Annotated in this window: 22 protein-coding genes; 1 reads left to right on the forward strand and 21 read right to left on the reverse strand. The window is 39.1% G+C overall.

Annotation, left to right across the window (positions count from 1 at the left end; all coding sequences use genetic code 11):
• Positions 1-88 precede the first annotated feature (88 nt).
• Complete coding sequence (rbsR, locus tag IGL36_RS11780) at positions 89-1,084, reverse strand: ribose utilization transcriptional repressor RbsR (protein WP_002371708.1); 996 nt, start codon at positions 1,082-1,084, stop codon at positions 89-91.
• Positions 1,085-1,295: 211 nt separating this feature from the next.
• Here rbsR and IGL36_RS11785 point away from each other — a divergent pair, with 211 nt between their 5' ends.
• On the forward strand, positions 1,296-2,270 hold the full coding sequence (locus IGL36_RS11785; RefSeq protein WP_002365272.1) for an alpha/beta hydrolase: 975 nt from the start codon (positions 1,296-1,298) through the stop codon (positions 2,268-2,270).
• A 62-nt stretch (positions 2,271-2,332) separates the two neighbouring features.
• Here the strand turns inward: IGL36_RS11785 and IGL36_RS11790 are convergent, their stop codons facing one another.
• From IGL36_RS11790 to IGL36_RS11885, 20 genes are all read right to left on the reverse strand, one after another.
• Positions 2,333-3,700 (reverse strand): PTS ascorbate transporter subunit IIC, encoded by a 1,368-nt coding sequence (locus IGL36_RS11790; protein WP_002355097.1) that lies wholly within the window; start codon positions 3,698-3,700, stop codon positions 2,333-2,335.
• Between the two features lie 14 nt (positions 3,701-3,714).
• Positions 3,715-4,014: a PTS sugar transporter subunit IIB gene (locus IGL36_RS11795; protein WP_002367331.1), complete on the reverse strand. Its 300-nt coding sequence runs from the start codon at positions 4,012-4,014 to the stop codon at positions 3,715-3,717.
• A gap of 1 nt (position 4,015) precedes the next feature.
• The gene (locus tag IGL36_RS11800; RefSeq protein ID WP_002397618.1) at positions 4,016-6,025 is read right to left on the reverse strand and encodes a BglG family transcription antiterminator; all 2,010 of its coding nucleotides are present in this window, start codon (positions 6,023-6,025) and stop codon (positions 4,016-4,018) included.
• A gap of 165 nt (positions 6,026-6,190) precedes the next feature.
• Complete coding sequence (locus IGL36_RS11805) at positions 6,191-6,415, reverse strand: hypothetical protein (protein ID WP_002397619.1); 225 nt, start codon at positions 6,413-6,415, stop codon at positions 6,191-6,193.
• 46 nt (positions 6,416-6,461) lie between these two features.
• A complete protein-coding gene (locus tag IGL36_RS11810) occupies positions 6,462-6,863 on the reverse strand; it encodes an LPXTG cell wall anchor domain-containing protein (protein ID WP_002397620.1) in 402 nt (133 codons plus the stop codon).
• Positions 6,844-7,977, reverse strand: coding sequence for a DUF916 and DUF3324 domain-containing protein (locus IGL36_RS11815; protein ID WP_002397621.1), 1,134 nt, complete (start codon positions 7,975-7,977; stop codon positions 6,844-6,846). The genes IGL36_RS11810 and IGL36_RS11815 overlap by 20 nt, the downstream gene beginning before the upstream one ends.
• Positions 7,978-8,064: 87 nt before the next feature.
• Positions 8,065-8,754: a WxL domain-containing protein gene (locus IGL36_RS11820; RefSeq protein WP_002368346.1), complete on the reverse strand. Its 690-nt coding sequence runs from the start codon at positions 8,752-8,754 to the stop codon at positions 8,065-8,067.
• A 425-nt stretch (positions 8,755-9,179) separates the two neighbouring features.
• A complete protein-coding gene (locus IGL36_RS11825; protein ID WP_002397622.1) occupies positions 9,180-10,151 on the reverse strand; it encodes a dimethylarginine dimethylaminohydrolase family protein in 972 nt (323 codons plus the stop codon).
• Between the two features lie 111 nt (positions 10,152-10,262).
• Entirely contained in the window at positions 10,263-11,708 is a 1,446-nt protein-coding gene (locus IGL36_RS11830) for an alkaline phosphatase (protein ID WP_430608812.1), read from the reverse strand.
• A gap of 87 nt (positions 11,709-11,795) precedes the next feature.
• Positions 11,796-13,709 carry an endonuclease MutS2 gene (locus IGL36_RS11835; RefSeq protein WP_010717189.1) on the reverse strand — a complete coding sequence of 638 codons (1,914 nt, stop codon included), beginning with the start codon at positions 13,707-13,709 and terminating at the stop codon, positions 11,796-11,798.
• A 346-nt stretch (positions 13,710-14,055) separates the two neighbouring features.
• On the reverse strand, positions 14,056-14,799 hold the full coding sequence (dagF, locus tag IGL36_RS11840) for a 2-dehydro-3-deoxy-phosphogluconate aldolase (RefSeq protein ID WP_002361094.1): 744 nt from the start codon (positions 14,797-14,799) through the stop codon (positions 14,056-14,058).
• Between the two features lie 3 nt (positions 14,800-14,802).
• Complete coding sequence (locus tag IGL36_RS11845) at positions 14,803-15,906, reverse strand: DgaE family pyridoxal phosphate-dependent ammonia lyase (RefSeq protein ID WP_010717190.1); 1,104 nt, start codon at positions 15,904-15,906, stop codon at positions 14,803-14,805.
• An 11-nt stretch (positions 15,907-15,917) separates the two neighbouring features.
• Complete coding sequence (locus tag IGL36_RS11850) at positions 15,918-16,769, reverse strand: PTS system mannose/fructose/sorbose family transporter subunit IID (RefSeq protein ID WP_002359140.1); 852 nt, start codon at positions 16,767-16,769, stop codon at positions 15,918-15,920.
• Positions 16,769-17,518, reverse strand: a complete 750-nt coding sequence (locus IGL36_RS11855; protein ID WP_002355079.1) for a PTS mannose/fructose/sorbose/N-acetylgalactosamine transporter subunit IIC — start codon at positions 17,516-17,518, stop codon at positions 16,769-16,771. Before IGL36_RS11855 ends, IGL36_RS11850 begins: the two co-directional genes overlap by 1 nt.
• A 23-nt stretch (positions 17,519-17,541) precedes the next feature.
• Entirely contained in the window at positions 17,542-18,036 is a 495-nt protein-coding gene (locus tag IGL36_RS11860; RefSeq protein WP_002397610.1) for a PTS system mannose/fructose/N-acetylgalactosamine-transporter subunit IIB, read from the reverse strand.
• 19 nt (positions 18,037-18,055) lie between these two features.
• Positions 18,056-18,457, reverse strand: coding sequence for a PTS sugar transporter subunit IIA (locus IGL36_RS11865; protein ID WP_002365282.1), 402 nt, complete (start codon positions 18,455-18,457; stop codon positions 18,056-18,058).
• A 71-nt stretch (positions 18,458-18,528) separates the two neighbouring features.
• Positions 18,529-21,342, reverse strand: coding sequence for a sigma 54-interacting transcriptional regulator (locus tag IGL36_RS11870; protein WP_010818038.1), 2,814 nt, complete (start codon positions 21,340-21,342; stop codon positions 18,529-18,531).
• 121 nt (positions 21,343-21,463) lie between these two features.
• On the reverse strand, positions 21,464-21,991 hold the full coding sequence (locus IGL36_RS11875) for a histidine phosphatase family protein (RefSeq protein WP_002359138.1): 528 nt from the start codon (positions 21,989-21,991) through the stop codon (positions 21,464-21,466).
• A 65-nt stretch (positions 21,992-22,056) separates the two neighbouring features.
• Complete coding sequence (locus tag IGL36_RS11880; protein WP_002397608.1) at positions 22,057-23,505, reverse strand: amidase; 1,449 nt, start codon at positions 23,503-23,505, stop codon at positions 22,057-22,059.
• A gap of 96 nt (positions 23,506-23,601) precedes the next feature.
• A complete protein-coding gene (locus IGL36_RS11885; protein ID WP_289861595.1) occupies positions 23,602-24,267 on the reverse strand; it encodes a helix-turn-helix domain-containing protein in 666 nt (221 codons plus the stop codon).
• Between the last annotated feature and the right edge of the window lie 49 nt (positions 24,268-24,316).

Below are 24,316 nucleotides of genomic sequence, written 5' to 3' on the forward strand. Positions count from 1 at the left end.
CCTCAATAAAATTTATTTTTTCATTCTAATTAAAACGTTTTAGTAAAACGTTTTAATTCCACAACAAAAATATAGCACACCTTGAAAGCTATTTCAAGGGTGCTGTCGAAAATCGTTCAATCAGTTGGACAGGCAAGGTTTGCTCCTCCCAATCTTTTGCAGGCTGATGGATTCTTTCCAATAATAGAGTCGCCGTAGTTTGCCCCAATTGAAAAACAGGTTGAGCAATTGTTGTTAGCGGCGGCGAAACATACTCGCACATATCAACATTGTCATAACCAATAATACTATAATCCTCAGGAATTTTTTTGCCCGCTTCTGCTAATCCTCGATATAAACCAAAAGCAATTTCATCATTGATAGCAAAAATTCCGGTGCTCTCTGTTTTTAAAATTTCGGGGACAGCTTGGTAGCCGCCAGTTTTTGATAATTCTGTTTCGATTAACTGGACCTTTTCCGTATAAACAGAACAAAAACCTTTTAACCGTTGCTGAATATTGACTGGCGCATGTGGCGGCATTACCACGCTGACCTGTTCATGTCGTTGCTCTTGTAGATGCTTTGCTGCTAGTTGTCCACCTCTATAATCGTCTGTCAAAACAGCATCGCTAAAGCCTTCTGCTTTTTTTTGGTCAAGTACAATAAACGGAATCTTTTTCGCACGTAGCGTTTCATTAATCGTTTGATTGGAAATTTCAGAACTTGCAATCACAAAGCCATCGACACTACGACGAATCAACTCTGTTAAATATTCATGTTCTCTTGTAACGTCTTGGTCCGCATTGCATAACATCAGTATAAAATTTTCTTTGTATAAAACACTTTCAATTCCTCGAATCAATTGCGCGAAAAATGGATTAGTAATATCAGGTACGATTACGCCAATCGTCTTACTTTTTTTCATCACCATACGTTGCGCAAAATAGTCGGGCTGATAGTTTAATCGCTCTTTTGCAGCCAATACTTTTTCGACCGTTTTCCCACTAAACCGTGCCCCATTCCCGTTTAAAATTTGTGAAACGGTAGTAATGGAGACACCTGAGTCATTGGCAACATCTTTAATTGTAACCTTTTTATTTGTCATCCTACTTCTCTCCTTGCCGTGAACGCGCACATTCACCGGACCTCTTAATCTCATTTAATTTACTACAATCATTTACTTTACGCAACCACAAATAAATACGTACATTCGTTTAAACCGTCCTTTCATCCCTTCAACAAATTTCGTTGTTCTACTTTTAAAATGTTATACTGTAGAAAAAATGATTTACTTTTTGCTGAATGGAGGGCCTTAATTGAAAAAGAAATCGATTGGTTTGTTGTTAGCTAGCGCATATTTGTTTCACGCACGTTCTCGTCAAAAATCCTTAAAAGCCTGTCTTTTTGAAGATTCTTTACGTCTTTCCCAAATTGCTCGACTTGAACGAAATCCGAAAGTCACCAAGGCTTTTTATCATTGGCAACGATCATTAAATGAACAAGTAACTTTGCCAAAACATTTACGTCATCTTTTTCCTCTTCAAGAAATGACTCAATTTCCTACGATGTATCGCATGTCAAACTCCGTTATTGCGCCTACTAAGAAAGCTGTACTGTACCTGCATGGTGGGGGCTTTACATTGAATCTCGCCTATAGCCAATTAGACTTTAGTTATAAACTAATTGAAGATCTCTCTTTTGCAACAGATTATTTTATCCCTGTATATCCATTAGCACCAAATAAGTCTTTTGCTGATATTTATAATCATTGCTATGCTGCTTATCAAGAAATTTTACAGCATTATGATCCCGAAGATGTTATTTTATTAGGTGATTCTGCTGGTGGTACATTGGTTTTAAACGTATTGCAGAATTTAGCCACCGATTTCCCTGAACGCTTACCCAAAGCTGCTGTTTTAATTTCTCCTTGGTTAGATGGACATTTAGACATTCCCGTTGCCAAAAGTTATCAAAAAAAGGACAAAATGATTGGCATGAACTATTTACAATTAATTGCCCAAGAGATTGATGACACGGCTAATCACTCCACGCTTTCTTTAAATTGCTTGTCCTTTGATTATCAAAAATTTCCGCCACTTTTTTTCGTGGGCGGCACACATGAAGTTTTTTGTCCTTCCTATCACCAATTTTTAAAACAATTAGGGCCACGACCACAAGATACTTGCCGATTGGTGCCTGGCATGCAACACGTTTTCGCAATGAAACAGTACTTGCCAGAAGGACGACAAGCGCGGAAACAAATTGCACAATTTATCCAAGAACAATGGTAAAAGGCAAATGGGACAGAAGTCAAAACGACTTCTGTCCCACTTGCCTTTTTAGAACAAAACACTTAGTTTTCTTCGGCGACTTTTTTCTCCCGCATAGTCAAAACAGCGCTAGCCAAAAGAACAACCACTACAAAAGCAATGATTCCTCCTACTAAAAGACTCGGACCTGCCTCACCTAATTTGCCTAAAAATAGGCCTGGGATTAAATAATCCGTATCCGCAAACGTTGAGGATGCTAACTGTAGATCACCCAAGACTGGTAAAATGAATAACGGTAACCAACTAATTAATAAGCCATTAAACGCAGCCCCTAAAATCGCTCCCCGACGTCCCCCTGTGGAATTTCCAAAAACGCCTGCCGCGGCACCACAGAAAAAGTGCCCGACAACGCCTGGTATAATCACGGTGGTATTCAGACCAACCATCGCTAACATTGAAATAGTTCCCACAATAAAGCTCACAAAGAACCCAATCAAGACAGCATTTGGCGCATAAGGAAAGATAATGGGAACATCAAGTGCTGGTTTAGAATTAGGCACTAATTTTTTAGCAATTCCTTGGAAAGCTGGCACAATTTCTCCTAAAACCATCCGCACACCCTGTAAAACCACAACGAAACCAGCCGTAAAGGTTCCTGCTTGAATTAATGAAAAGATGATCGCATTTTCGCCATTGCTTAACTCATGCTCGACATAGCCTGTCCCAGCCAGCAAAGCCAAAATCACATAGACAATCGACATCAAAATCATAATTGAGATGGTTGAGTCTCTTAAAAAACCAAAACTTTTAGGAATTTTAATATCTTCCGTTGACTTTTCTTTATTCCCAAAGACTTTTCCAATAAAGCCACTTGCCGCATAACCAATATTCCCTGTATGCCCCATTGCTACTTTATCATTTCCAGTAATTTGTTTCATAAAGGGCTGACAAAGAGCAGGTGTCACTGTTAATAAAGTTCCTTCAAATAAACCACCTAAAAGAATCATTGGCAAACTAACGCTAAAACCGGCCCCCACTAAAATAACGGCTGTCAAACACGAAACGTACATCATCGCTTGACCTGTCAAAAAGATATATTTAAAACGTGTAAAACGCGCCAACAGAATATTAACAACCATGCCCACCAACATAATCAGAGCAGTTGGTGTCCCATATTGTTGCAAGGCAATCGCTACAACTGCTTCATTACTAGGCACCACGCCTTGTGTATTTAACGCGGTTTGGAACATCTCCGCAAAGGGCGTTAATGAGTTCGCCAATAGCCCTGCGCCACCAATTAAAACTAAGAAGCCGACGAATGTTTTCAACGTTCCTTGAACAACATCAGAAAATTTCTTTTTCTGTAAAACTAATCCCAACAAAGCAATTAATGAAACCAGAATCGCTGGCTGGCTAACAATTGAAACAAATAAATTCAATAAAGTTTCCATGTTTTTCCTCCTTCTTATTGATGTGCAATGCCATTGTCATCTAAAACTTTCAAGACTTTCTCCTTCGTTTCATCGTAATCAATAATCGCATTTAAAGGAATGATTTTTTCAGCAGGAATTGACCCTAAAGCATCTTGCAATGTTTTTTCGACAAAGAAGTAATCAGCCATATCGCCACTGGCACTCCCGACATCTGTGTGATCAATTTGAAAATTATCTGTATCAACACCGACTTCCTCTAAAATTTGTTGGATATTCATTTGCACCATAAAACTTGTTCCTAAACCACTTTGACAAACTGTAAAAATCTTCATCTTATTTCTCTCCTTCTTGGATAATTGATAGTATTTCTGGGACGGTTTCAGCCGCCACTAAGCGATGTAATGATTCTTTTTTTGATAGAATTTTTGTCAGACTAGATAAGGCCCGTAAATGTGTTTCGTTATCTGAAGCAGCTAAACAAATAAAAAGGTGAATTTCATGCTTAGGATCTTCTAATAAATCGACACTTTTTTGGATTTTTAGTAATGACATACCTAATTGATTAACGCCATCTTCTGGTCGCGCATGAGGCAATGCTACGTCTGGACAGATATGGATAAATGGCCCAAACGATTCGACTTTTTGAATCATCGCATCAATGTACTTTTCCGTAATACTGCCATTTTTTAATAACGGCTTGGCAGCTTCTGTAATTCCCGCTCGCCAGTCTGCAACTTCAGGCAGGACTTGGACTGTTTCTGTTGTTAATAATTCCGATAACATTGGACGCAGATCCTCCTCTTTTTCTAAAATTTTGTTCATTTTACGATGCAAGACACGATATAACTGCGCTTCTGTGACTCCTTTTTTTAAGGAAATATAAGGTTTTAACGCATCTAAAATATCTTTAACATCTGGCATGGAAATACCTGGCAATAGCCAATCTGATTGAACTTGGTGCATCAATTGATTTTTCTCCAAAGAGCTCATAATGGGCTTGGTAAGATAAACCTTTTTGGCTGTTTCAATAGGGACCGTTGAGAAAATGATGTCATAGCTTTTTTCAGACACATTCTCTATTTCCCTCACCGCATTCGTTTCTTTAAATTCAATCATTGGAAATAGCCGACGCAATTCCGATTGCAAAATCAACGAAGAACTGATGCCACTGGGACAAACAATTAGCGCTTTTAGCTTTTCTTGCCGCTGTTCATTTTTTTGGCCGAAAATTTCTCCACCAAATAATATGGTAAAAAAACCGATTTCCTCTGACGGGATTGACCGTTTCGTTAATTTTTCTAAAGGAGCTAACGCTTGTTCACAAAGATGATAAAGCGACCGATACGATTGTCGAATATCCTTGATTAAAACATTTGGTAAGTAAAAGCCATAGTTAATCCGAAAATAGGCAGGAACCAGATGATAATACACATTCATGAGCAATTCACGAGGCTGTTCAAATTGAACAACGGCCAATAATTCCATTTTCCGAATAATTTCACCAGAAATATCTAATAAAAACTCTAACTTCGTATCTCGCAATTCTCCTTGCAAGGCTGTCATTAAACAAATCGTGAAAAAAAGACTCTCAGTTTCTATATTCGCCACAGGCCCAACTAAATCACTTAAAATACGACGACTGACGGGATAAGCGCGTAAGGACTGAATTAACTGGTTCTCAGGCCAGACGACTGTTCCATATTTGCCTAATCTTTTTTGAGAAAAAGCAAGAAAGTAACTAATTTCATCCAATCTGCTGGGTACCAGTTGAAGCTGCGCTTCCTGGACGGCTAATTGAATGCCGTCACGTATTTTTGCGTATTGGCTCATTTGATGCTGACTGAGCCAGCAAAATAAAGCGAAGGTGCCCGACTTTTGTTGTAAGAGGCGGGCAAGCCAATTTTTCCCGAAACGACGAATCCGAAATTCATCTCCTTCTAGGTAAAACCCTCGTTTTCGTTCGTAGGATAAAGCAATGTTTTCAGTTGCTAGTTGGTGTCGTACTTTTTTGATATCCGCTAAAATAGTGCCTTTCGAAACGTCTAAAAAATTTTGGTAATGATACACCGATAGTTCTTCGATTTCTGAATAAGTGAGCAAAAAAATAAGTGCTTGTCTTTCTGTTTCGCTATAAATCACTTGATGTTGTTGAAAAAGTTGTTTTCCCCATTCATTTGCGGAAAGGTTTGGAATGCTGACGGTATTCTGTTGAACTTCTCCGCCTATTGTCGAAAGTTGTGTCACTAATTCTCGTTGCGAAAGATCGGTTATTTGTTGAGCCAAAGAGAGCGCAATTTTTTGCCCTGCATACTCGTCAAGGAGATAACTTATTTTATAATTCACAGCTGTGTCCTCCTCCTGTAATCATCATATAATGATAGCGCTTTATTTTCTATCTAAGTTGGGTACAAATGTCTACTGTACTTTTTTGATAAATTGTACCGTTCTTTATTTTAAAGTTAACAAAAACCCGTTGCAAGTTTCTTAAAAACTTACAACGGGTTTTCTTTATGTTAATTGTGTTTGTAATGCGATATTCAGCAAGATAGCCACCGCTACCCAGCCGCCACACATCACCAGAAGCAGCCAACTAAACATTGATTGTTTTACTAAAGACTGCTTAGGCTTTGCTTGATGAACAAAATTCATGCTATTTACTAAGAACAGTAAAAACAAAGCAAAACAAAGGACGGCCAAGCCAGCACAAATCCAAATCCACATCGTAATCTCCATCTATATTCCTCCTTCTACAATTGACTCTGTTTATAAAAACAGCACATTATTTTTTCTTTTTCCTTTTTTTATTCAAATAATAGAAACTTGTTAGTACTACGAGTAAACATGCAATACCAAGGCTGTAAAGCCACGTGCTATTTCGTTCACCTGTCCTTGGTAATGACGTCTGTGCATTATTCGGATTCGTTTTAGCAGTGGTTTTTCTGCTCACTTTGTCTTGTTGTTGTGACGTTTTTTTATCTTTATTAGTGACTGGTTGTTCTGTTGACTTAGTGCCAACTTTCGTTTTTAGGGGTGCCTTCCCTCCATAAAACGTCACACCGATATTCGTTTGTCCCGCTTCTTCTGCAAAGCTCTCAGAAGAAGCGGTCAGAATCGCAATGCTGACGGTTAAAAGTATTCCCAATGTCACCAGAAGTGATCCTTTACTTTTCGCTGTCATCATCGCGCACTCCTTGTCTATTTTTCAAGGCTGCCTGTTTTTCTTGTTGTAAATAGGCTTGTTGTTTCAGTGTTGCTTTCTGTTGCGTAAAACGCCAAATAGCTAGAATTAGACTCACAATTGTTGCAGCTAACAAGCCATAAAAAGCTTGATTCCACCAAGTCGGTAGGACCAATTTCACTACTGCTTCTTTATTTAATTTTTTGGCTTCTTGACTACTGATGGTAAATTCTTGCTTAAACGGCCACACTTGTTGTTCATCTTCTTTCAAGACCGCTTTTCCTTCAAAAATATAGGTTCCTGGACGAACATCTTCTTTCCCGAAATCTAAATGGAAGTTCATCGTCGAATTTGGCGCAAAACGAACACTTGGTAAAATCCGTTTGGCATATTCTTTCGTTTCGCCTTTTTTCGTTACTTTTCCTTCTAAACGTACTTCAGGAAAAATAGCGGATGTCGGATTCTGAATAACCGCTTGGACCGATTTATTTCCTAAAGCAATGGTCGGAACTAATTTAACTAATTGAAGAGTCTCTGCTAGATACATCGGTGTATCTTCTGACATTCGTAAAGCAATTGCTACATTAAATCCATATCGACTGGTTAAACCCGTTGATTTTCCTTTTTCTTCCTTTTCATCTTCTGCAAGCGAAGCATAAACACCACCCAAAACTAATCCTTGGAAACCATTCGCTGGAATTTCGACAGTCATTTTGGCTGTTACGGTTTTCTTAGCGGGAACTTTTACATGTTCCTCAGGTAATTTAATTAATGTTGTCAAAGGTACTTTTAAACTTGAATCTGGTTTTTTCTCGAAATCATTGTACACAATTAAACCATTGTCATTCGTCACAGCATTCGCCAAATTTAAATCAATCGTCAATTCTTCATCTGTTTTATTAATTAATGATAATTCGACTTCTTGTTTCTGTCCTGGTTTTACAATGAGATCATAGTAGGATTGCGTATTTTTCGCTTGATTCTCAGGAATATTGGGTTTAACTGTAAATTTTGTATTCATGTTGTCATCCGCTTCTTCTGCTTGTACAGCAGAAGGGATGCTTAATGCCATCACACAAATAAAAACTGTGACGATTAGCCAGCGCATTGTCTTCATTATTTGTTCCTCCTATGTATCGAAAAGGAGCCGTGCACCACTGCGCAGCTCCTTTTCTAGTAATGCAGTATTCTCGTTAGTAACTGTTTATGGCGCAGCCACTAATGTCCAAGTTACGTTACCTGTATACGCACCATTTGTAATTTGTGAACTAGGTGTTGTAATGTTTAATTTTACATTTGATAATTCAGAATCCCATGTACCTTGACCTTTACCAACTGCTGCTGTAGCAATTGATACAGCTGCTCCACCTACTGGAATAGTTGTTCCAGCAAATTCAGGACTTCCTGGATCTGCTGCAAAGGCAGCCACATCACGTGAGTATTTTGTTGTTGTTTCATCATATTTCGCTACCGCTCCTGTTTGTGCAAAGGTAATTGAACCTTCTAACGTAGCAGTACCGTTTTTCATTTCAGCAACGCCGGCAGTAACTGACCAACCCGCTTGTGTTCCACGAACATCCCCGACACCATAACGTTTTGTTTGGGTACCTGTCGCATCTAACGAAATCGCTGATAAATCAGAACTAACTTCTGTCGAAGCAAATTTGAATTCTGTTGGAACATATAACAAATCAAAGTTAGTATTCGTACCTGGTCCTGGCTCTTGTGTGCTTCCGTCATCTCCATCACCCGTACCGCCTGGTAATGAACCACTTGTCATCTCTACGTTTGCTGGTGTTGTACCAGTCGTTGTTGCATGCGCTGCTGCAGGAGCGATGCTTGCCCCTAAAATAGCTGTTCCTGCAAATAAAGTTACCAATGTTTTTTTCTTCATTTTACTCTCTCCTTTATATCTTGGTTAATTAATGAATAAAAAAGTGAAAAACTTTTCTATCTCAGTAGAACGTAAACTAAGTATAGCGAAAAAAAGACTGCTTGTGATTTCAAATTTTAAACACCTCATGCAAAAAAAATGAATTTACTATAACAGCAAGGTTCCAACGACTTTTTGTGTCTTTGAAAACGTAATTTTCAAAAAAGATATCGTTTTTTTTTATATATAAAGTGGTGATTTTATAAAAAAACAGCGAGAAAACGTCAAAATATTAGTAGCAAATACTAACATTTTGACGTTTTCTCGCATTTATTAAATCAAAATTTCCTCAATATTTTAAAAAAAAATAGTGAAAACTAAAATTATATCGTTTTCATAGACAAAACGTACATTTTTTCTTACGAAAATTGATAATCACTCGCTGACTATTCTCTAATCAAAGCTTGCGTTGTACAACGGAAAGAACCACCTAACATTCTAGAAACATGGTAATCAATTGCCTCAACTTTGATACCTTTTGCTTCTATTTGAGGAATTAAGGTTGTAAACGATTGGTCCGTTATATACGTTTCTTCGTTAAGCGGTAGACCATTTGTCACTAAATACGCTGCTTCTTGCAAAGTAACGTGAATTTTTTCCCAGTTGGCTAATTGCGCAGGAAGTCCATCCAAAAAGGCCTCTTCACAAACAATCATCAGGCCTTCTCTCAACAAGCTTAACGCACAATCTAAGTGGAGAATATGCGGATGTAACCGAACCGGCACCACTTCATAACCAAAATGACCAATCATATTGGCTAACCACTGAATTCCTGCTAAGTTACTTGCCAAGCCAGAGTAGCCCACAAAAATTGTTGTTCCTAGAACTAAAACATCGCCGCCTTCAATAAAGGGACCTGCTTCACTTAGAGCCCCTTCAGAAATGTCAGGTTGTGGCGCAGCAAAATAATAGCCTTCTGCTTCTTGTGTCCACTGCTGAATAATCGGACGAATTGGTAAAATTTCTTGTCGACGGTGTTGAAATCTTAAGTTTCCTTCTATTAAGAGATTGCCAATTGTAAAAAAAGGGTCTCGTGAAAAGAAGTTACTATATCCTACGCCCAATTCCTCGCCATGTTCTTTTTCATAGGTTGTCAATAAACGTGGACGAAATACTTCTACGCCATAATATTCTAATACTCCTTGCATGACTTCTTTTTCTTTTTCCCAACGCACTTGTTGTTCTGGTGCAAAGTCTGCTAAATCACGCCCTTCATTATTCTGTGTTAAACGGGCATTTTCCTCTGTTAAAAAAGTCGTATCCGCTTCATCAAATTTATCTGGTAAACAAAATTGCGATTGTGCTAAAACAACTGAACGTAACGGTGCAAATTCACTTTCAACATGCATTTTTTTCATTATTTGACCTCACTTTTATCTGGTTACCTTCATTATAACAGAGATAAAATTTTTATGCCTTCAATGAAGAAAAAGCAGAACTTCTATACGTTCTGCTTTTTCTTCATTTTGTTATTTGCCAATACCTTTATCTTTAATCTCAGCTTTTTGCCCGGTGCCATCTACTAAGCCAAAAATAATCTTCGCTTGGTCTGTATTATCAATTTGTCCTGAAAAAGCTTCTGCTTGTGGGCCATAAGCATAGACATTTACATCTTCTCCTGTGTGTCCGCCAGTAGTCCAACCAGTATTCGAACGTTCATCAAAAATCTTTCTTAATGCCTGAGCGATTTTTTCAACATCTTTTGACTCCGACGCTGTTTTCACTGCTTTCAATTCAGCCTCACTTAATTGAAAATCAATATACTCAGTCACTGTTTTTTCCACATTACCATTTTTAATAATTTCTTCTGCCATGAAATCAGGCGTGCGTTTTGCCGCATGTAAAGGCTCCGTCAACCAGTTGTATTGATCTCCTTTGCCTAAAGACAAGCCCCCTGTTGAATGATCTGCAGTTGTAACCACCAATGTTTCACCATCTTTTTTGGCAAAATCGATGGCCTTCTCAAACGCCGCTTCGAAGTCTTGCATTTCGCTCATCGCGCCAACAATATCATTGCTATGCCCGGCCCAATCAATTTGACTACCTTCAACCATTAAAAAGAAACCTTTTTCATTTTTATCTAACCGTTGAAGAGCCGCTTCTGTCATATCAGCTAATGAAGGAACTTCTTCCGTTCGGTCAATCATTTTAGGTAGCCCGCCTGGTGCAAACAAGCCTAAAATTTTGTCGTCTTGGTTTTCATTTAACGACTTTTTGTCTGTGACATGACCATAACCCGCTTGGGAAAATTCTTTGACTAAATCACGATCTTTCCGGGCAAATAATTCGGAGCCGCCGCCAAGTAACACATCGACTTTGTGTTGTCCGTCGATTTGATCATCAAAATAGTCATCGGCGATTTCTGCCATATTTTTGCGTGAAACATTATGTGCGCCATATGCAGCAGGGGTTGCATGTGTTATTTCAGATGTTGCTACAAGCCCCGTTGATTTCCCCACTTTTTTCGCACGTTCCAGCACTGTTTCTGTTTTGGACTTGTCATTATCGAGCGCAATAGCATTATTGTAGGTTTTCACTCCAGCAGCCATCGCTGTCGCTGCGGACGCTGAATCGGTGACATTCTCTTCTTCATCTTCTGGATAAGTGGCTTGTTGCCCAACTAAATAGGTATCAAAAACTGTTTGGGGAACACGCTTGTCTGAGTGATTGGCTTTGAAATAGCGATAGCCCGTTGTATACGGATTCCCCATGCCATCTCCAATCATAAAAATAACATTTTTTACTGGTGCTTTTTCAGATTCAGTTGTCTTCGCTTCAGCAACCTCTGTTTGTTTTTCGCCGCTTTTCTGTTCAGATAAATTTGTACAACCCGCTAATGTTGTGAATGTTAATAAGGTAACCCCTAGCAAAGCTCTTTTCTTCATTTCCTTGTTTCCTCCTTCATATCTACCCATACATTGACTATAACAAGTCTTAGTTGATTTCTGATAAATAACAAGTAAACAAAGTGTTAAGTTGTTGTGTTGCTTCTGTTAAGTTCCTTATTTGTCGCGTCTTGCTGCTCTTTTTTCGGCCTCTTTGCGTAATTGTTTCTGCGCTTTTTTTGAGCCGCGTTCAATATCTTTGAGTTTCTTTCGTTCATGGAAATCTGTAAATAAACTTTCTAAATCATAGTCTTGCGGATATAGATCTTGTGCTTTCACTTGTAATTTCAATCGTCTTCGTGGTACATTTTCAATTTTATCATTCACAAATACTTGGATTTCTTGTTCACCCTCATCTGTAAAAACCAACCCAATTTGTTGTGTTTCTGTCAATAGGACACGATCACCTTTTTGATAACGGTCTGTTTCTTCTACAAACGTGGCAAAGGTCGTTTCTTTTGCTTTCAGGGGTTTAAATAGACTTCGATTAGTAGGGTATTCTTTCCGCTGAATATAATGAGCCGCCTTTTCAATGAGCTGTGGCTCCATCTTCATTTTACGTGCAATCCAAAGCGCCTGACTATCGCCAACTTCACCAATTTTCAATTGATATTTGGGCGTTAATGTTTCACGATCGAAGGCCATTGCGGCGGGCACAAAATCGTCATGCTCTTGGGCAAAACGTTTAATTTCACCATAATGGGTCGTTGCAACTACCAAGGCTCCCTTTTGATACATCGTTTCCATGATAGCAATCGCTAAGCCAGCTCCTTCGTTCGGCTCGGTTCCACTGCCAATTTCATCTAATAAAACAAGCGTGTGTCGCTTAACGTTACGCAACATTTCCGCAATATTTTTCATGTGCCCAGAAAAAGTGCTTAACGCATTTTCCAGATTTTGCTGATCACCAATATCGACAAAAATTTCATCTAATACTGGAATCTCTGTGCCCGCTTGTGCTGGAATTTGCAACCCAAATTGTGTCATGACAGTCAATAAGCCAACTGTTTTCAAGACAACCGTTTTACCACCAGCATTGGCACCTGTAATGACAAGTCCTCGATACTCTGCTCCTAAAGAAAACGTCAATGGTACTGCGTGTTCTAATAAAAGAGGGTGTTTTCCTTGAACAATGCGCAAGCGTTCTTCTTTGTTTACTTTTGGCGTAATCCCACCAATTTCGCGACTATACTTTCCTCGTGCAAAAATAATATCTAAGGTGGTCATTGTATCGACGGCTTGATCGACTAGTCGTTCTTGCTCATTGATTAACCCTGTTAGTTCCGCCAAAATTTGATATTCTTCCGCTGTTTCTTCCGCTTTTAAGAGTGTCAATTGTTCATTTAATTTACTAATTGCTACAGGTTCAATAAAGACCGTTTGTCCTTTATTGGATTGCTCAATGATTGTGCCTGAAACCTTATTTTTATAGCTAGCTTTGATTGGTACCGTGTAATGTTCCCCTTTTTTCACCATCATATTTTCTTGAATATACAGTTGATTATTTTTATTACGTAAAAATTTGGTGACTTTTGTTTCAATTTCTTGTTGGCATTCATTGATTTGACGCCGGATTTTCCGAAGTTGTCGAGAAGCATCGGTGGCAACTTTTTGATTATGGATTTTCGTATAAATTTGTTCTTCAATTGCTCTGAAATCAGCTAAGTGCTGACTGTAACTAAATAGGCGTGGTGTTTGGTATTGATTTTTTTCAAAAAACTTCTGGATTCGCTGACTACTTCTTAAAAAGTCAGCCACCTCAATCAATTCGTTTGGTGTAAGGATTAAGCCTTTTTTCACTTGTTGAAGCAAGCGGGTAATTTGGCTCAAGCCCATGAAAGGGACGTGTTGTCCGCTATCAATAATTAAGCGGGCCTCGGTTGTTTCCGTTAAGCGGGACTGCACTGTTTCTAAACGTGTTGCAGGGACCATTTTCGCCAACCGTTCTTTACTATACTCGCCAATCGCACGTGTTTGAACTTCTTTAAGAATTGTTGTAAATTGTAATTTTTGAATGGTTTCATGATTCATTTGTTTTTTCTTCCTTTCTATCACGAAAAGAATACCTGGCGCCTTTAAATAAAAACCAGTTTCTATAGAAAAAAGAGGACAGCGTTCTACCGCTGTCCTCTTTATCATTGGATAAAGGTTACTAAAGAAACCTCTTTTAAAGGAGGTATTTAGTAAATGAGATGACTGACAGGTATCACTTTCTAAGCACACCAAATAAACCTTGCTTGGTTCACTGGTTATTCAACTTATCAATTAGATACCTACGACACTCACCAAAATACCCCACATTCATTTGTTGTTTTTTATTTATTCTCCACTTGAGAGTAGCAAATCTGGTGGAGAAAGTCAACTAAAGATTGGCCCTTTACTTATTCAATGTGTTTTTCATCATGGTTAGTAACGTTTTCACGTCTTCTGTTCTAGTGTCCCCTGTTTCTTGATCGATAATTGAGCTGTAGACATGAGGAATGATTTTTTTAACGCCGGCATCCACCGCAATTTGAACAATTTCTTCAAAGTTTTCTAAATCAATGCCCCCTGTTGGCTCTAAATAAAAGTCATACTTGGCACAAGCTGCTGCTACTGCTTGGTATTCTTCTTTGTGAGCCAAGCCTTTCATCGGGAAATATTTAATGGAACTGCCCCCCATGTCTTTCAACAATTTGATGGCGGTTTCGATAGGCACTTCCGCCGCTGGCGCACCCGAGCTTAACGGACCTGTCGCAATGTTGACATAGCCAACTTTGCCTGTGGGTGAAACCAAGCCATTAATCACTGTTTCGTCTTGACGAAGTAAGGCCCGCGAAGCGCCGACACCTGTGAAGACTTGGTTCACGTGTTGCGGTTGTAAAACTTCTGATAAGCGAGCCACCATTTGACTTTGATTTGGATCACCAGCTCCTAAACCGACAGATAAAGCGTTGTTGGTTGCTGCTTGGTATTTTTTCATATCGTCAATGGCTGCTTCATCGGTTTCATAGTTTTTTGAAAGGACGCCTAACACAACATGCCCTTCTGCTGCTTCATAACAGGCTTGGGCATTTTCTACTGAATTGGCTAAGACGTTTAAACAAATGCGTTCTTCTAAATAATTAGGTTTTAATGACATGACTTATTTCTCCTTTGTGTCCATAATTTCTTGTAATCGTTGCACGATTTTGTTCATTTCTTCTTGATTGACAGAACGAATGTCAAACTCAATGATGCCATTGTTGGCTTGATATTCTCGCGTATAAATGGCTGGACTTTTTGCTTTTAATGCTTGGATGACTTCCTTGGCAGTTTTTCTGCCGTCCACTTTAACACTGGCGCGATAAATGTCTCGGCCAGCGCCATCTTGGACGATTTTGGCGGTTAAATCTGACAAGTTGTTGATAGCTTCAACAAACGGTTTTAAGCGTTCTTGCATCGAAGCCCCTGATTCACTGCCATGCGCCAAGTATTCTTCCACTGCTTGCGTAAAGCCTAGGATATTGTCTTTGCCAATTTTCATTGCTCGACCAATGCCTTTGCCTTGTAGGCGCACCCAGTCAATGTATTCTTTTTTCCCGACCACTAAACCGGCACTTGGCCCTTCAATGGCTTTGGCGCCGCTGTAAATCACCAAATCAGCGCCTGCTTCAGTGTATTTGAAAAGATCTTCTTCTGCTGCCGCGTCAACAATTAGCGGCACCTTGTGGCGTTGCGCCACTTTGGCCGCTTCGGCCACCGTCAGCATACTTTTTTGCACGGTATGGTGGCTTTTGATGTATAGAATGGCCGCTGTTTTTTCAGAAATCATCATTTCCACGTGTTCTGGACTGCACATGTTGGCGTAGCCAGCTTCCACCACTTGGCCGCCGCCTTGCGCTACCATAACTTCTACAGGCGTGCCATAGTCCACGTTGTGCCCTTTAGGTAAAACAATCTCTCGCTGTTCGATTTTTTCTGTATAGGGATGATACGCGTGGTACAAGCTGCCTTTTCCAATCAAGGCAGCCGCCGATTGGGCAATCCCCGCCGAAGCCGAGGAAACGATTTGGGCATCTTCTACCTTCAACAGGTCGGCTAAAAAGGCCCCTGTTTGCACACTAAGTTCACTCATTTCAAAGAAATGTTCGCCGCCGAATCGTTGAGCTGCTAGGACTGCCTCCGAAACTTTGGAGACACCTAGAATGGTCATTTTCCCAGAAGCATTAATGACTTCTTTTAAGTGGAATTTTTCGTAACTATTCATTATTTTCTCCTTTATAACAAACCAAAGAATGAAGTGACCAAACTAACTAAGACAATCGTACCGATAATGATACCGTAACGTGGGCCTTTTTTTACCATGAAGAAATAAATAGCCATGACTGCTGCTAAAGGAAGTAACCCTTTCATAATTTGATCTAGGATATCTTGTAAAACAATCGTGGCACCGCCAGTAACTTTAAACGTCATCGGGCTAGCAATTTTAACATAACTCGCACTTAAAGCGCCCATCATCATCATTCCTAAAACATTTGCTGAATAAATGACTTGCTTAATTTTGCCGTCTTTTAACAAACTTAAGATTGAATTACGCCCTAATGTATAGGACTTATTCACTAACGTCCAACTGATGTATAACGTAATGGCTGTGTACAGAACCAACGGACCGATACTTCCAATCACGTTACCTCCTTTAGCCATTGGAATAAAAATGGAAATGATTAACGGCATTAATGCTGCCCAAATAATTGAATCGCCAATCCCAGCCAGCGGACCCATCAGCCCAGTTTTAATCGATGTGATCGCCGTATCAGAGATCGCTGCGCCATTGGATTTTTCTTCCTCCATAGCAATTGCAATCCCTTGAATGGAAGCCCCTACTGTTCCTTCAGTATTAAAAAAATTCAAATGACGTTTCAGAGCTTCTCTTTGTTGTTCTTCATCGTCTGCGTAAAGTTTTTTAATTGCAGGAATCATCGATGCACAAAAAACTAAACTTTGAAGACGTTCATAAGAATTGGATAATTCACAGCCTAGTTGATAAATCCAAAAGGCTTTGGATAATTCTTTTTTAGTAATTTTTTTCTGTTCCAATTGTTGTTCATTTGCTTGTGTCATTTGTTCCATTATGCTGCCTCCTCACTCAATGCCTTGTTTCTAACTAAAAAGGCAATACAGATTCCTAAAATAGCGACGGCCATAACTTCTGCGCCAAAATATACTACTGCAACAAAACCAATTAAAAAATAAGGAATCAAATTTTTCTTGCCAATTACCATAATTGTTAAGGCGAAGCCTAACGCTGGTAAAATACCACCCATTACTTCAAAGCCGTGCATCAACCATGCTGGGATAACTTCTAAGACTTTATTCACCACAGATTGACCAAAAAAGTTCGCCGCAAAAACCAACGGAAAGCGAATTAAAAATCCCGCTAAAGCTGGATAAACAAACGCAGCTCGGTAAATCCCCCCATAATTTAACTCTTCCGCATATTTATCAGCCATATGCACCCACGTCGCATTGATGGTGCGCCGTAATTGATCCATAAAGACGCCTAACACACCAAAAGGAACAGCTAGTGCAACGGCAGCTTCGGCATTCATTCCCACACCTAAAGCAATCGGAATCGCAATTGCTGAAGCTAAAGCCGGATCACTAGGCACATTGCCGCCCGGTGTGGAGGTAACTCCGAGATAAACAAGTTGAATCCCCGCACCCACAACCATTGCTTCACTAAGTTTTCCTGTTGCTAAACCAGCCACCAACGCTGCACCTAATGGCTGAGACAGCATGCCTGAAAATGTGTACCCAAAACGCAAACGTGCAAACCAATAATAAAGTCCCATAATAATTGAAACACCTAAAACGCCCATATGATTCTCTCCTTTTTCTCTGATTATAGTGATTGATATTTTTCAATTAATTTTTGAATTGGTAGGGGATTTTCTTCGGGAATCGCTTGGAAGAAAACATGGATGCCCTTCGTTAAAAGTTCAGTCAAAATTGCAACATCTTCTTCAGATAAATTGATATTTTTTAAAACATTTTTCCGATTTGGTCCGCCACCTAAGCCACCAACTTGAATCTCCTCTTTAATAATTTCTTGGTCCACCATCGCTTTTAAGGTCGTTAAATCTGGCACTAAAAATAACACCTTTTTCTCTTCCTTTTCTTGCAATTCCCAATATTCTTTGGCACTTTCAATCCCTTTAATTACTACAGAAACCCCTGGAGGCGCCGCCATTAAATAAATACTTTGTAAAAATTCATCTTGCTCTAGTTCATCACTCACTACCAAAATTTCATTTGCACCTGATTGTTGTAACCATTTAGTCACTACTTGTCCATGGATTAAACGACTATCGACTCTTGTTAATACGATTTTTGACATTCTGTTCACCTGTACTTTCTTATTTTGGAATTTCTAAAATTTGACAACTGTCTACTGCTGCTTGTTGAATCATCTCTGCATCTTGTAAACGAAATCCAGGACCACTTTGTTTCATGACGGATTCTAATAATAACGATGTGCATAATCCTGACACAATCAGGAGGTCATAATCTTTTGATAAACGTAATGCAACGTTACTAGGTGTGCCGCCTTTAACATCTGTTAAAATTAGCAACTGGTTGTGCCACGTTAATTGGTCAATTTTTTCTGTGACTCGTTCTAAATAATCCCCCAGTGAATCCTCTGCTTGTAATGCAACTTCATGTACATTTGTGACTTCTCCAACAATCATCTGGACGCTTTTGACTAATTCCAAGCCCCAACCATTGTGTGTTAAAAGTAAAATTGGTTCATTTTCCATAAACAAACTCCTTTGCTAATTAATCATTTTATTAAAAGCAATAAGTGTGCCAACTTTCATTTTCGTTTGAATTAAGCCTTTTCAAAGAGCAATTCATAAATATAGCGCACTTCCAAAGGTGGAATCAACAAATTATAGGACACTTCAAGCGGTCGAAACGCCATTTTTATGACAGATACTGCTTCTGGCAACTCTCGGTATGACACTTCATAAGCTGTCGGGTCATATTCTGGATTTAGCAATTGCCGTTCTAACATACAAGCACAATGAATGATAAAACGAAGTAAAATCTTTTCGTCACTTTTTATTTTAGTTTGTAAGCAAATATCTGAATAAATCTTAGCTAATTCGATCGAAATGGTTGTAGGATTCAAAACCGTTAGTAAGTCTGTAATAGCTTCGATTGATAATCCTTGAATATATTTAGCTGAAACTTTTTTTAGTAACTCTTGGTTTTGTTTTTCTTCTAAATGATGGCCTAATAATTCGAAAACTAGCTGAATGCCCCGCTTCGATAGTAAATCTTGTAAAGAAATAAACGGAATATCTGGCACTTCTGTCTTTACGGTGCCAATGATACCAACGATTTTCTCTTCTTTCCGAACAAAAGAATGCAAACGATCAATGTCTTCCACTTCTCTTTTCTCTAAAGTAATGATGCGTACATTCGTTAGTAATTCATTAGGAAAAGTTTTTAGTAACAACTGTTCAATTTTAATAGCAGTCCCCATGCCAGTTAGACAGGAAATAATGAGAACTTTTGCCTCGTTGAAGCGACCTTTACTGCAGATCAAGGCGCGATGATTTTTTTCTTTTAAGACTGGTAATAGATACTCAAATGCCGTCGATTCATAAATGACTTCTCGGGCCACTTCTAGCAATGTTAAGAGATTGATATTGCTAATTAGCAGCACTTCCATTTGAAACGTTTGACTGATAGCATTACCAAAGTAAACCAGGGAACCGATGTCCACCATTAAAATAATTTTTTTATACTGATTTTGCTTTACAATTGCACGGACTTTTTCTAATGTTTCTTCCACTGATTGATTAATCGGCATATCAACTGCACGCATGACAGTTGTTGAGAACAGAAGGTTGGTGTACTCAACCATGCTGCTGGCCGTCGCGGTACCATGAGCAACGACGATAACGCCACAGTTTTCTTCAACTGAGTGCGCTCTTTTTTTAGCTGTGACTTTACGAATAAATAGATCAAAAAAGAGGATTTCCGTATCAGCAAAAGAAATCCCAAACAATGCTTGTAGAAAGTCCACCATGGTCTTAGCAGCTTGATACTGGGTTACTTTGCCAGAATAGATATTTTTGGTATCTGAATAAAATGTTTCATTCATTTGTGCAGAATAAAAAACAGCAGAATAAAGGTGGACAATTAAAATATTCTGGAAATCCTCTGTCAATTTTTCTTGGATTAATTGTTCAAAAAAGACAATGGCTTCTTGAATTTTTGGCTGCAATGTTTCGTCAATGGCCTCTATGGCTAGCGGTTCTTGAGCAAAAATATCCATATCATAAAGTTGCTCGACTTTGTTTTGCATGATTGCTAGCGCATCCTCTGTCGAAAGAGTTAATTTTTTCAAATCCGCATATTCTTTCAATAGAAAATTATAAAAACGATCATTTTTCAGACTTTCTGATTTAAGTAACTCTTGACTGCTTAAATAAAAATGGTTGTATTGAATCGTGAGGCCATCGTTAGGTATCCACTCATTAAAAGCCAGCAGACTTTCTACATCAGGTTGCTCTTTGACTGTCCCCTCGTTTGCTTCAATGCAAATAGTTTCCGTTAATTGGTCGAACACTTCTAAATAGGCTTGTGCGCTCATAAATTGAATCGCCGCTTTCAATTCACCAACGTTGGCTTCAAAATGAGTAAACGTTAATTGTTTCAACGCCTCATAACGAATATGGATATTCTTTTGAATCCGTTGACTTTCTTCTAAGAAAAAGGACAAAATCAATTGAATTTTTTCTTTCAAAGAGCGCTCGGCTAAAGCTGGAATGGCTAATGTCACAGGGATCCTTCTTAAAAACGTTTTCAAAAAATGTTGATTGACGGCTTCGGTTGTTGCAAAAATAAATTTTATCGATACATTTCTTTGTTTTTCGGCTTCGCCCATCCGTGTAAAATACCCTTTATCCAAAACTGTAAACAATTTTTCTTGGCCTTCGCTCGTTAATCGATGGACTTCATCTAAAAATAAAAAACCGCCATCTGCCAACTCCACTAAGCCTTTTTGGTCATTGACGGCACCAGTAAAACTGCCTTTTTTATAGCCAAACAGATGCGAAGTTAATAATTCTGGATTGTTGAAATATTCTGCACAATTAAAATAAATAAACGGAACTTCTTGGTTCATTTTAACTTGATAAAATTGGTGTAATTGTTCTGCAATTAAGGTTTTCCCAACCCCAGATTCTCCAGTAAGTAAAATATTCAAGCCATTAGGCGGATATAAAATAGCGGCTTTCAACTTCTTGATGGCGTCTGCTAAGCTCCCATCAAAACCAATTACGTTCGCAAATGGATTCATTTTCAGTAGCTGCTTTTTCTTATGTATCTGTTCTGTCTGTTGATAAATGTCCTCTTGCAGCGAAGCGAGGGAATCGTAGCACGTGCTACTTTTAAAAAAAGGAAACTGTTCCTCTAAGTAGTCTTTATCAAAAAATAACACTGGTCTAGATTTAACTTTAACGACTTGGTCTTTTCTCACTAATTCTGAAAGCTCTTCACTAACAGCGGTTCGGGTATAGCCAGAGGCCTGACTTAATTGCGACGCCGTTGCGGGCAACAAGGTTGCTTTGCTACTTGGATTTTGTACGTGAAACTGTTTTAACGCTTGATGAATATTATCAATTCTCATAGTCTTTTCCCCATTTCTTTTTTGATCCAAAAGTTAATTTATTATACATTAAAACGGAAGCGGTTTCTTATTTACCATGAAAAAAATCAAGTCTTTAACCAAAAGATTAAAGACTTGATTTTTATTCTCCGTATTGTACAAGTTGTGTATTTTCACAATGAAAGTCCAAGAAATCTTGGATTTTTTTACCATTGAAGTAGTTATCAATGACTCGCATGACCGCATTGTGGCAAACAAATAGGTAAGTTTCCTCTGAAGCCAAGGCTTCCTCAATCAGGGGATAAATTCGACCCGCGACATCTAGGACTGATTCCCCTTCTGGAAACGGCAAGGAAATCTCAGAACGATTTTCTTGGAAAGCCGTTGTTTCAATCGGTTCACCATCATAAATACCAAAATTCATCTCAATTAAACGAGGTTCTGTTTCAATCGTCAATTGATTTCGTTCCGCAATTTTACGTGCTGTTTCTTGCGCCCGTTTTAAAGGCGACGCCAGTAAACGGTCGATTTGAATTCCTTGTTTGGCAATTTTTTCAGCTACCAATTCCGCTTGTTGATAGCCTTTTTCGGTCAATTGCGCTTCCGCATGACCACAAATTCTACGGGCCACATTATAATCTGTTTCACCATGTCTCACTACATAAAGCATTTTTCCACCTCAGTTTTTTGTCTTGTGTCTATTTTATCTGAAATTTGGTCACAATAACACCCTATTTAGCGGTAACTTTCTGGTAATTTAAATTTGCCTTCTTGCTCAAACTGTTCGCCTACTTGGAATAAGAGATCTTCACGTCCACGTGCAGCCAACAATTGAATGCCTAAGGGTAACCCCGTTGCCGTAACATGTGTGGGCAAGCTGATGGCTGGTTGTCCTGTCAAGTTCGCTAGTTGAGTATACGGTGTTAGCTGTAAACTTTTATCAAAATAATCATAGATTAATTCAGCTAATTCTGCTTCTGTTAATTCTGCTGCTTGCGCCATTCGTTGACGAATGTGCTCACTTTGCAAATCTTCGTTAATTTTTGGTGCTGAAAAAGCCGTTGTTGGTGATAAAAACAGATCAAATTTTTGAAAAAGTTCTTCCATCGTTACTGCTGCTTGATCCCACAACTGTAATGAATGAACATAGGTGGCTGCTGGAATCTTTTGGCCAAATTGATGCATGGTCCATGAAAAAGGTTCGATTTCTTCTTTACGAATTGGGCGCCCGAGCCCCTGTTGAATGCTGTTCATCATCGCTGTAGTTTCTGCGCCGTTCATTTGATAATAGGAGCGAATCAGCGCTGCACCATCGACTGGATAAGGAGTCTCAATGATTTCATGGCCAGCGGCTGCCAGAAAATCAGCCGCTTGTTTCGCCGCTTGTGTTGCTTCTGGCAAAATCAGTGAGCCGATAGGCGAAGCGGTACACAGAGCAATTTTTAGCCGTTGTTTTTTAGGGTGTGTTTGCCATTCTGCCAAGGGCGCTTGGTATGGGGCGCCACTGTGGCTACCACGTAGGCCATAAAATAACGCTTTGGTGTCTCTCATAGAAATAGTCAACGCAAAGTCAATCGAGGCACCTTGCCAGCCTCGCCAGCCTTCTGGGCCGACAGGCATGGAGCCACGGCTAGGTTTTAAGCCAATTAAGCCACTAAAAGAGGCGGGAATTCGGATGGAGCCACCGCCATCGCTAGCGCCGGCGATAGGAACAATCCCGCTAGCGACAACTGCGGCAGCGCCGCCACTGGAACCGCCTGGCGAATGTTCCAGGTTCCAAGGATTGCGGGCTGGCCCGTAAAGCGCAGGGTCCGTAATATTTTTAAAGCCAAACTCTGGAGCGTTGGTTTGTCCTAAAGGCATCAAGCCAATCGTTTCTGCTTGTTTGACAAAGTTAGAGGTCGTTGTTGCAGTACTATTTTTAAAAAGTTGCGAGCCGGCCGTTGCTGACCACCCCGCTTTTTCTTGGCCTAACATTTTCAATGGAAATGGCAAACCAGCAAATAGTGTGTCCTGCTGTTTATTTTTTTGATAAGTTGCTTCTGCTTCTTGGCTATCAAAGGTTACAAAGCCATTGATCTTTGGATTTAACTTTTGGACTTTTTTCTCAATATCCTTTAAGAGTTCTATGCGACTTACTTTCTGTTCTTTTAATTGTTGTACCCAATATAGTCCGTCTTTCATACAGACCCACCTCCTATACTATTCCTTATTAGTATAGCATGGTTTTTAGGGGTCATCCTGTAATGGTGATTTTCATTCGTCAAGTGCTTCTCTAATTTAAGTAAATAATTCGCCAATGTAAGGAAGCAACTGCGGATGCAGTTTGTAGCCTTTATAACGTGTATTTTGGATACCTTGTTTTTTAAAGCCCCCTACTTGAATTTTTTTATTTAATTTTGTCAGCTGTTTGGTCATTTTTTTTCGATTATTGGCTGTTTCTTCTGTGTCATATATTAATTTACACAGGCGCTCCATTGGTAAGTGTTCTTTTGGCGTACTATACAAGACAACCAGTAGTGCACGTTCTGCGGCTGTTAGCTTTATCCCCTCTACATCTAACTTTTCATCTTCTCGTTGGATGGGTTTATTTAATTCTGCCAAAAGGAGATTTTCTCTTAACGTATCCAAAGTCGCATCCAATCGTAACCAATTGAGAATGCCATATTGATAGCTAATGCTCAATTCTTCCGAGGTAGGAATATCTTCCGAGCGAAGAAACAACGGCGTTTTAACTCTGGCTAATTCCTTTAGATATAAATATTGTTCTTTGCGAGGAATCGTTTCGCTGAGAATGATGGCATCAAATTTTCGATAAAACAAATGACTTTCCTTAATTTCACCAATCAGACACGTCGTACAAAAAACTTGGTGATCTAAATGCTGTAAGCGGTTTTGAAAAGCAGTTTCTGATAAAATATTTTTTGTGATGACCATTATTTTCATTCTTGATTCCTCCTTAATTCTTTTTTGGTTCAAAATTTTCTCAATTTTC

The organism is Enterococcus sp. AZ011 (assembly GCF_050548355.1).
In the GTDB taxonomy this organism is placed as follows: Bacteria; Bacillota; Bacilli; order Lactobacillales; family Enterococcaceae; genus Enterococcus; species Enterococcus faecalis.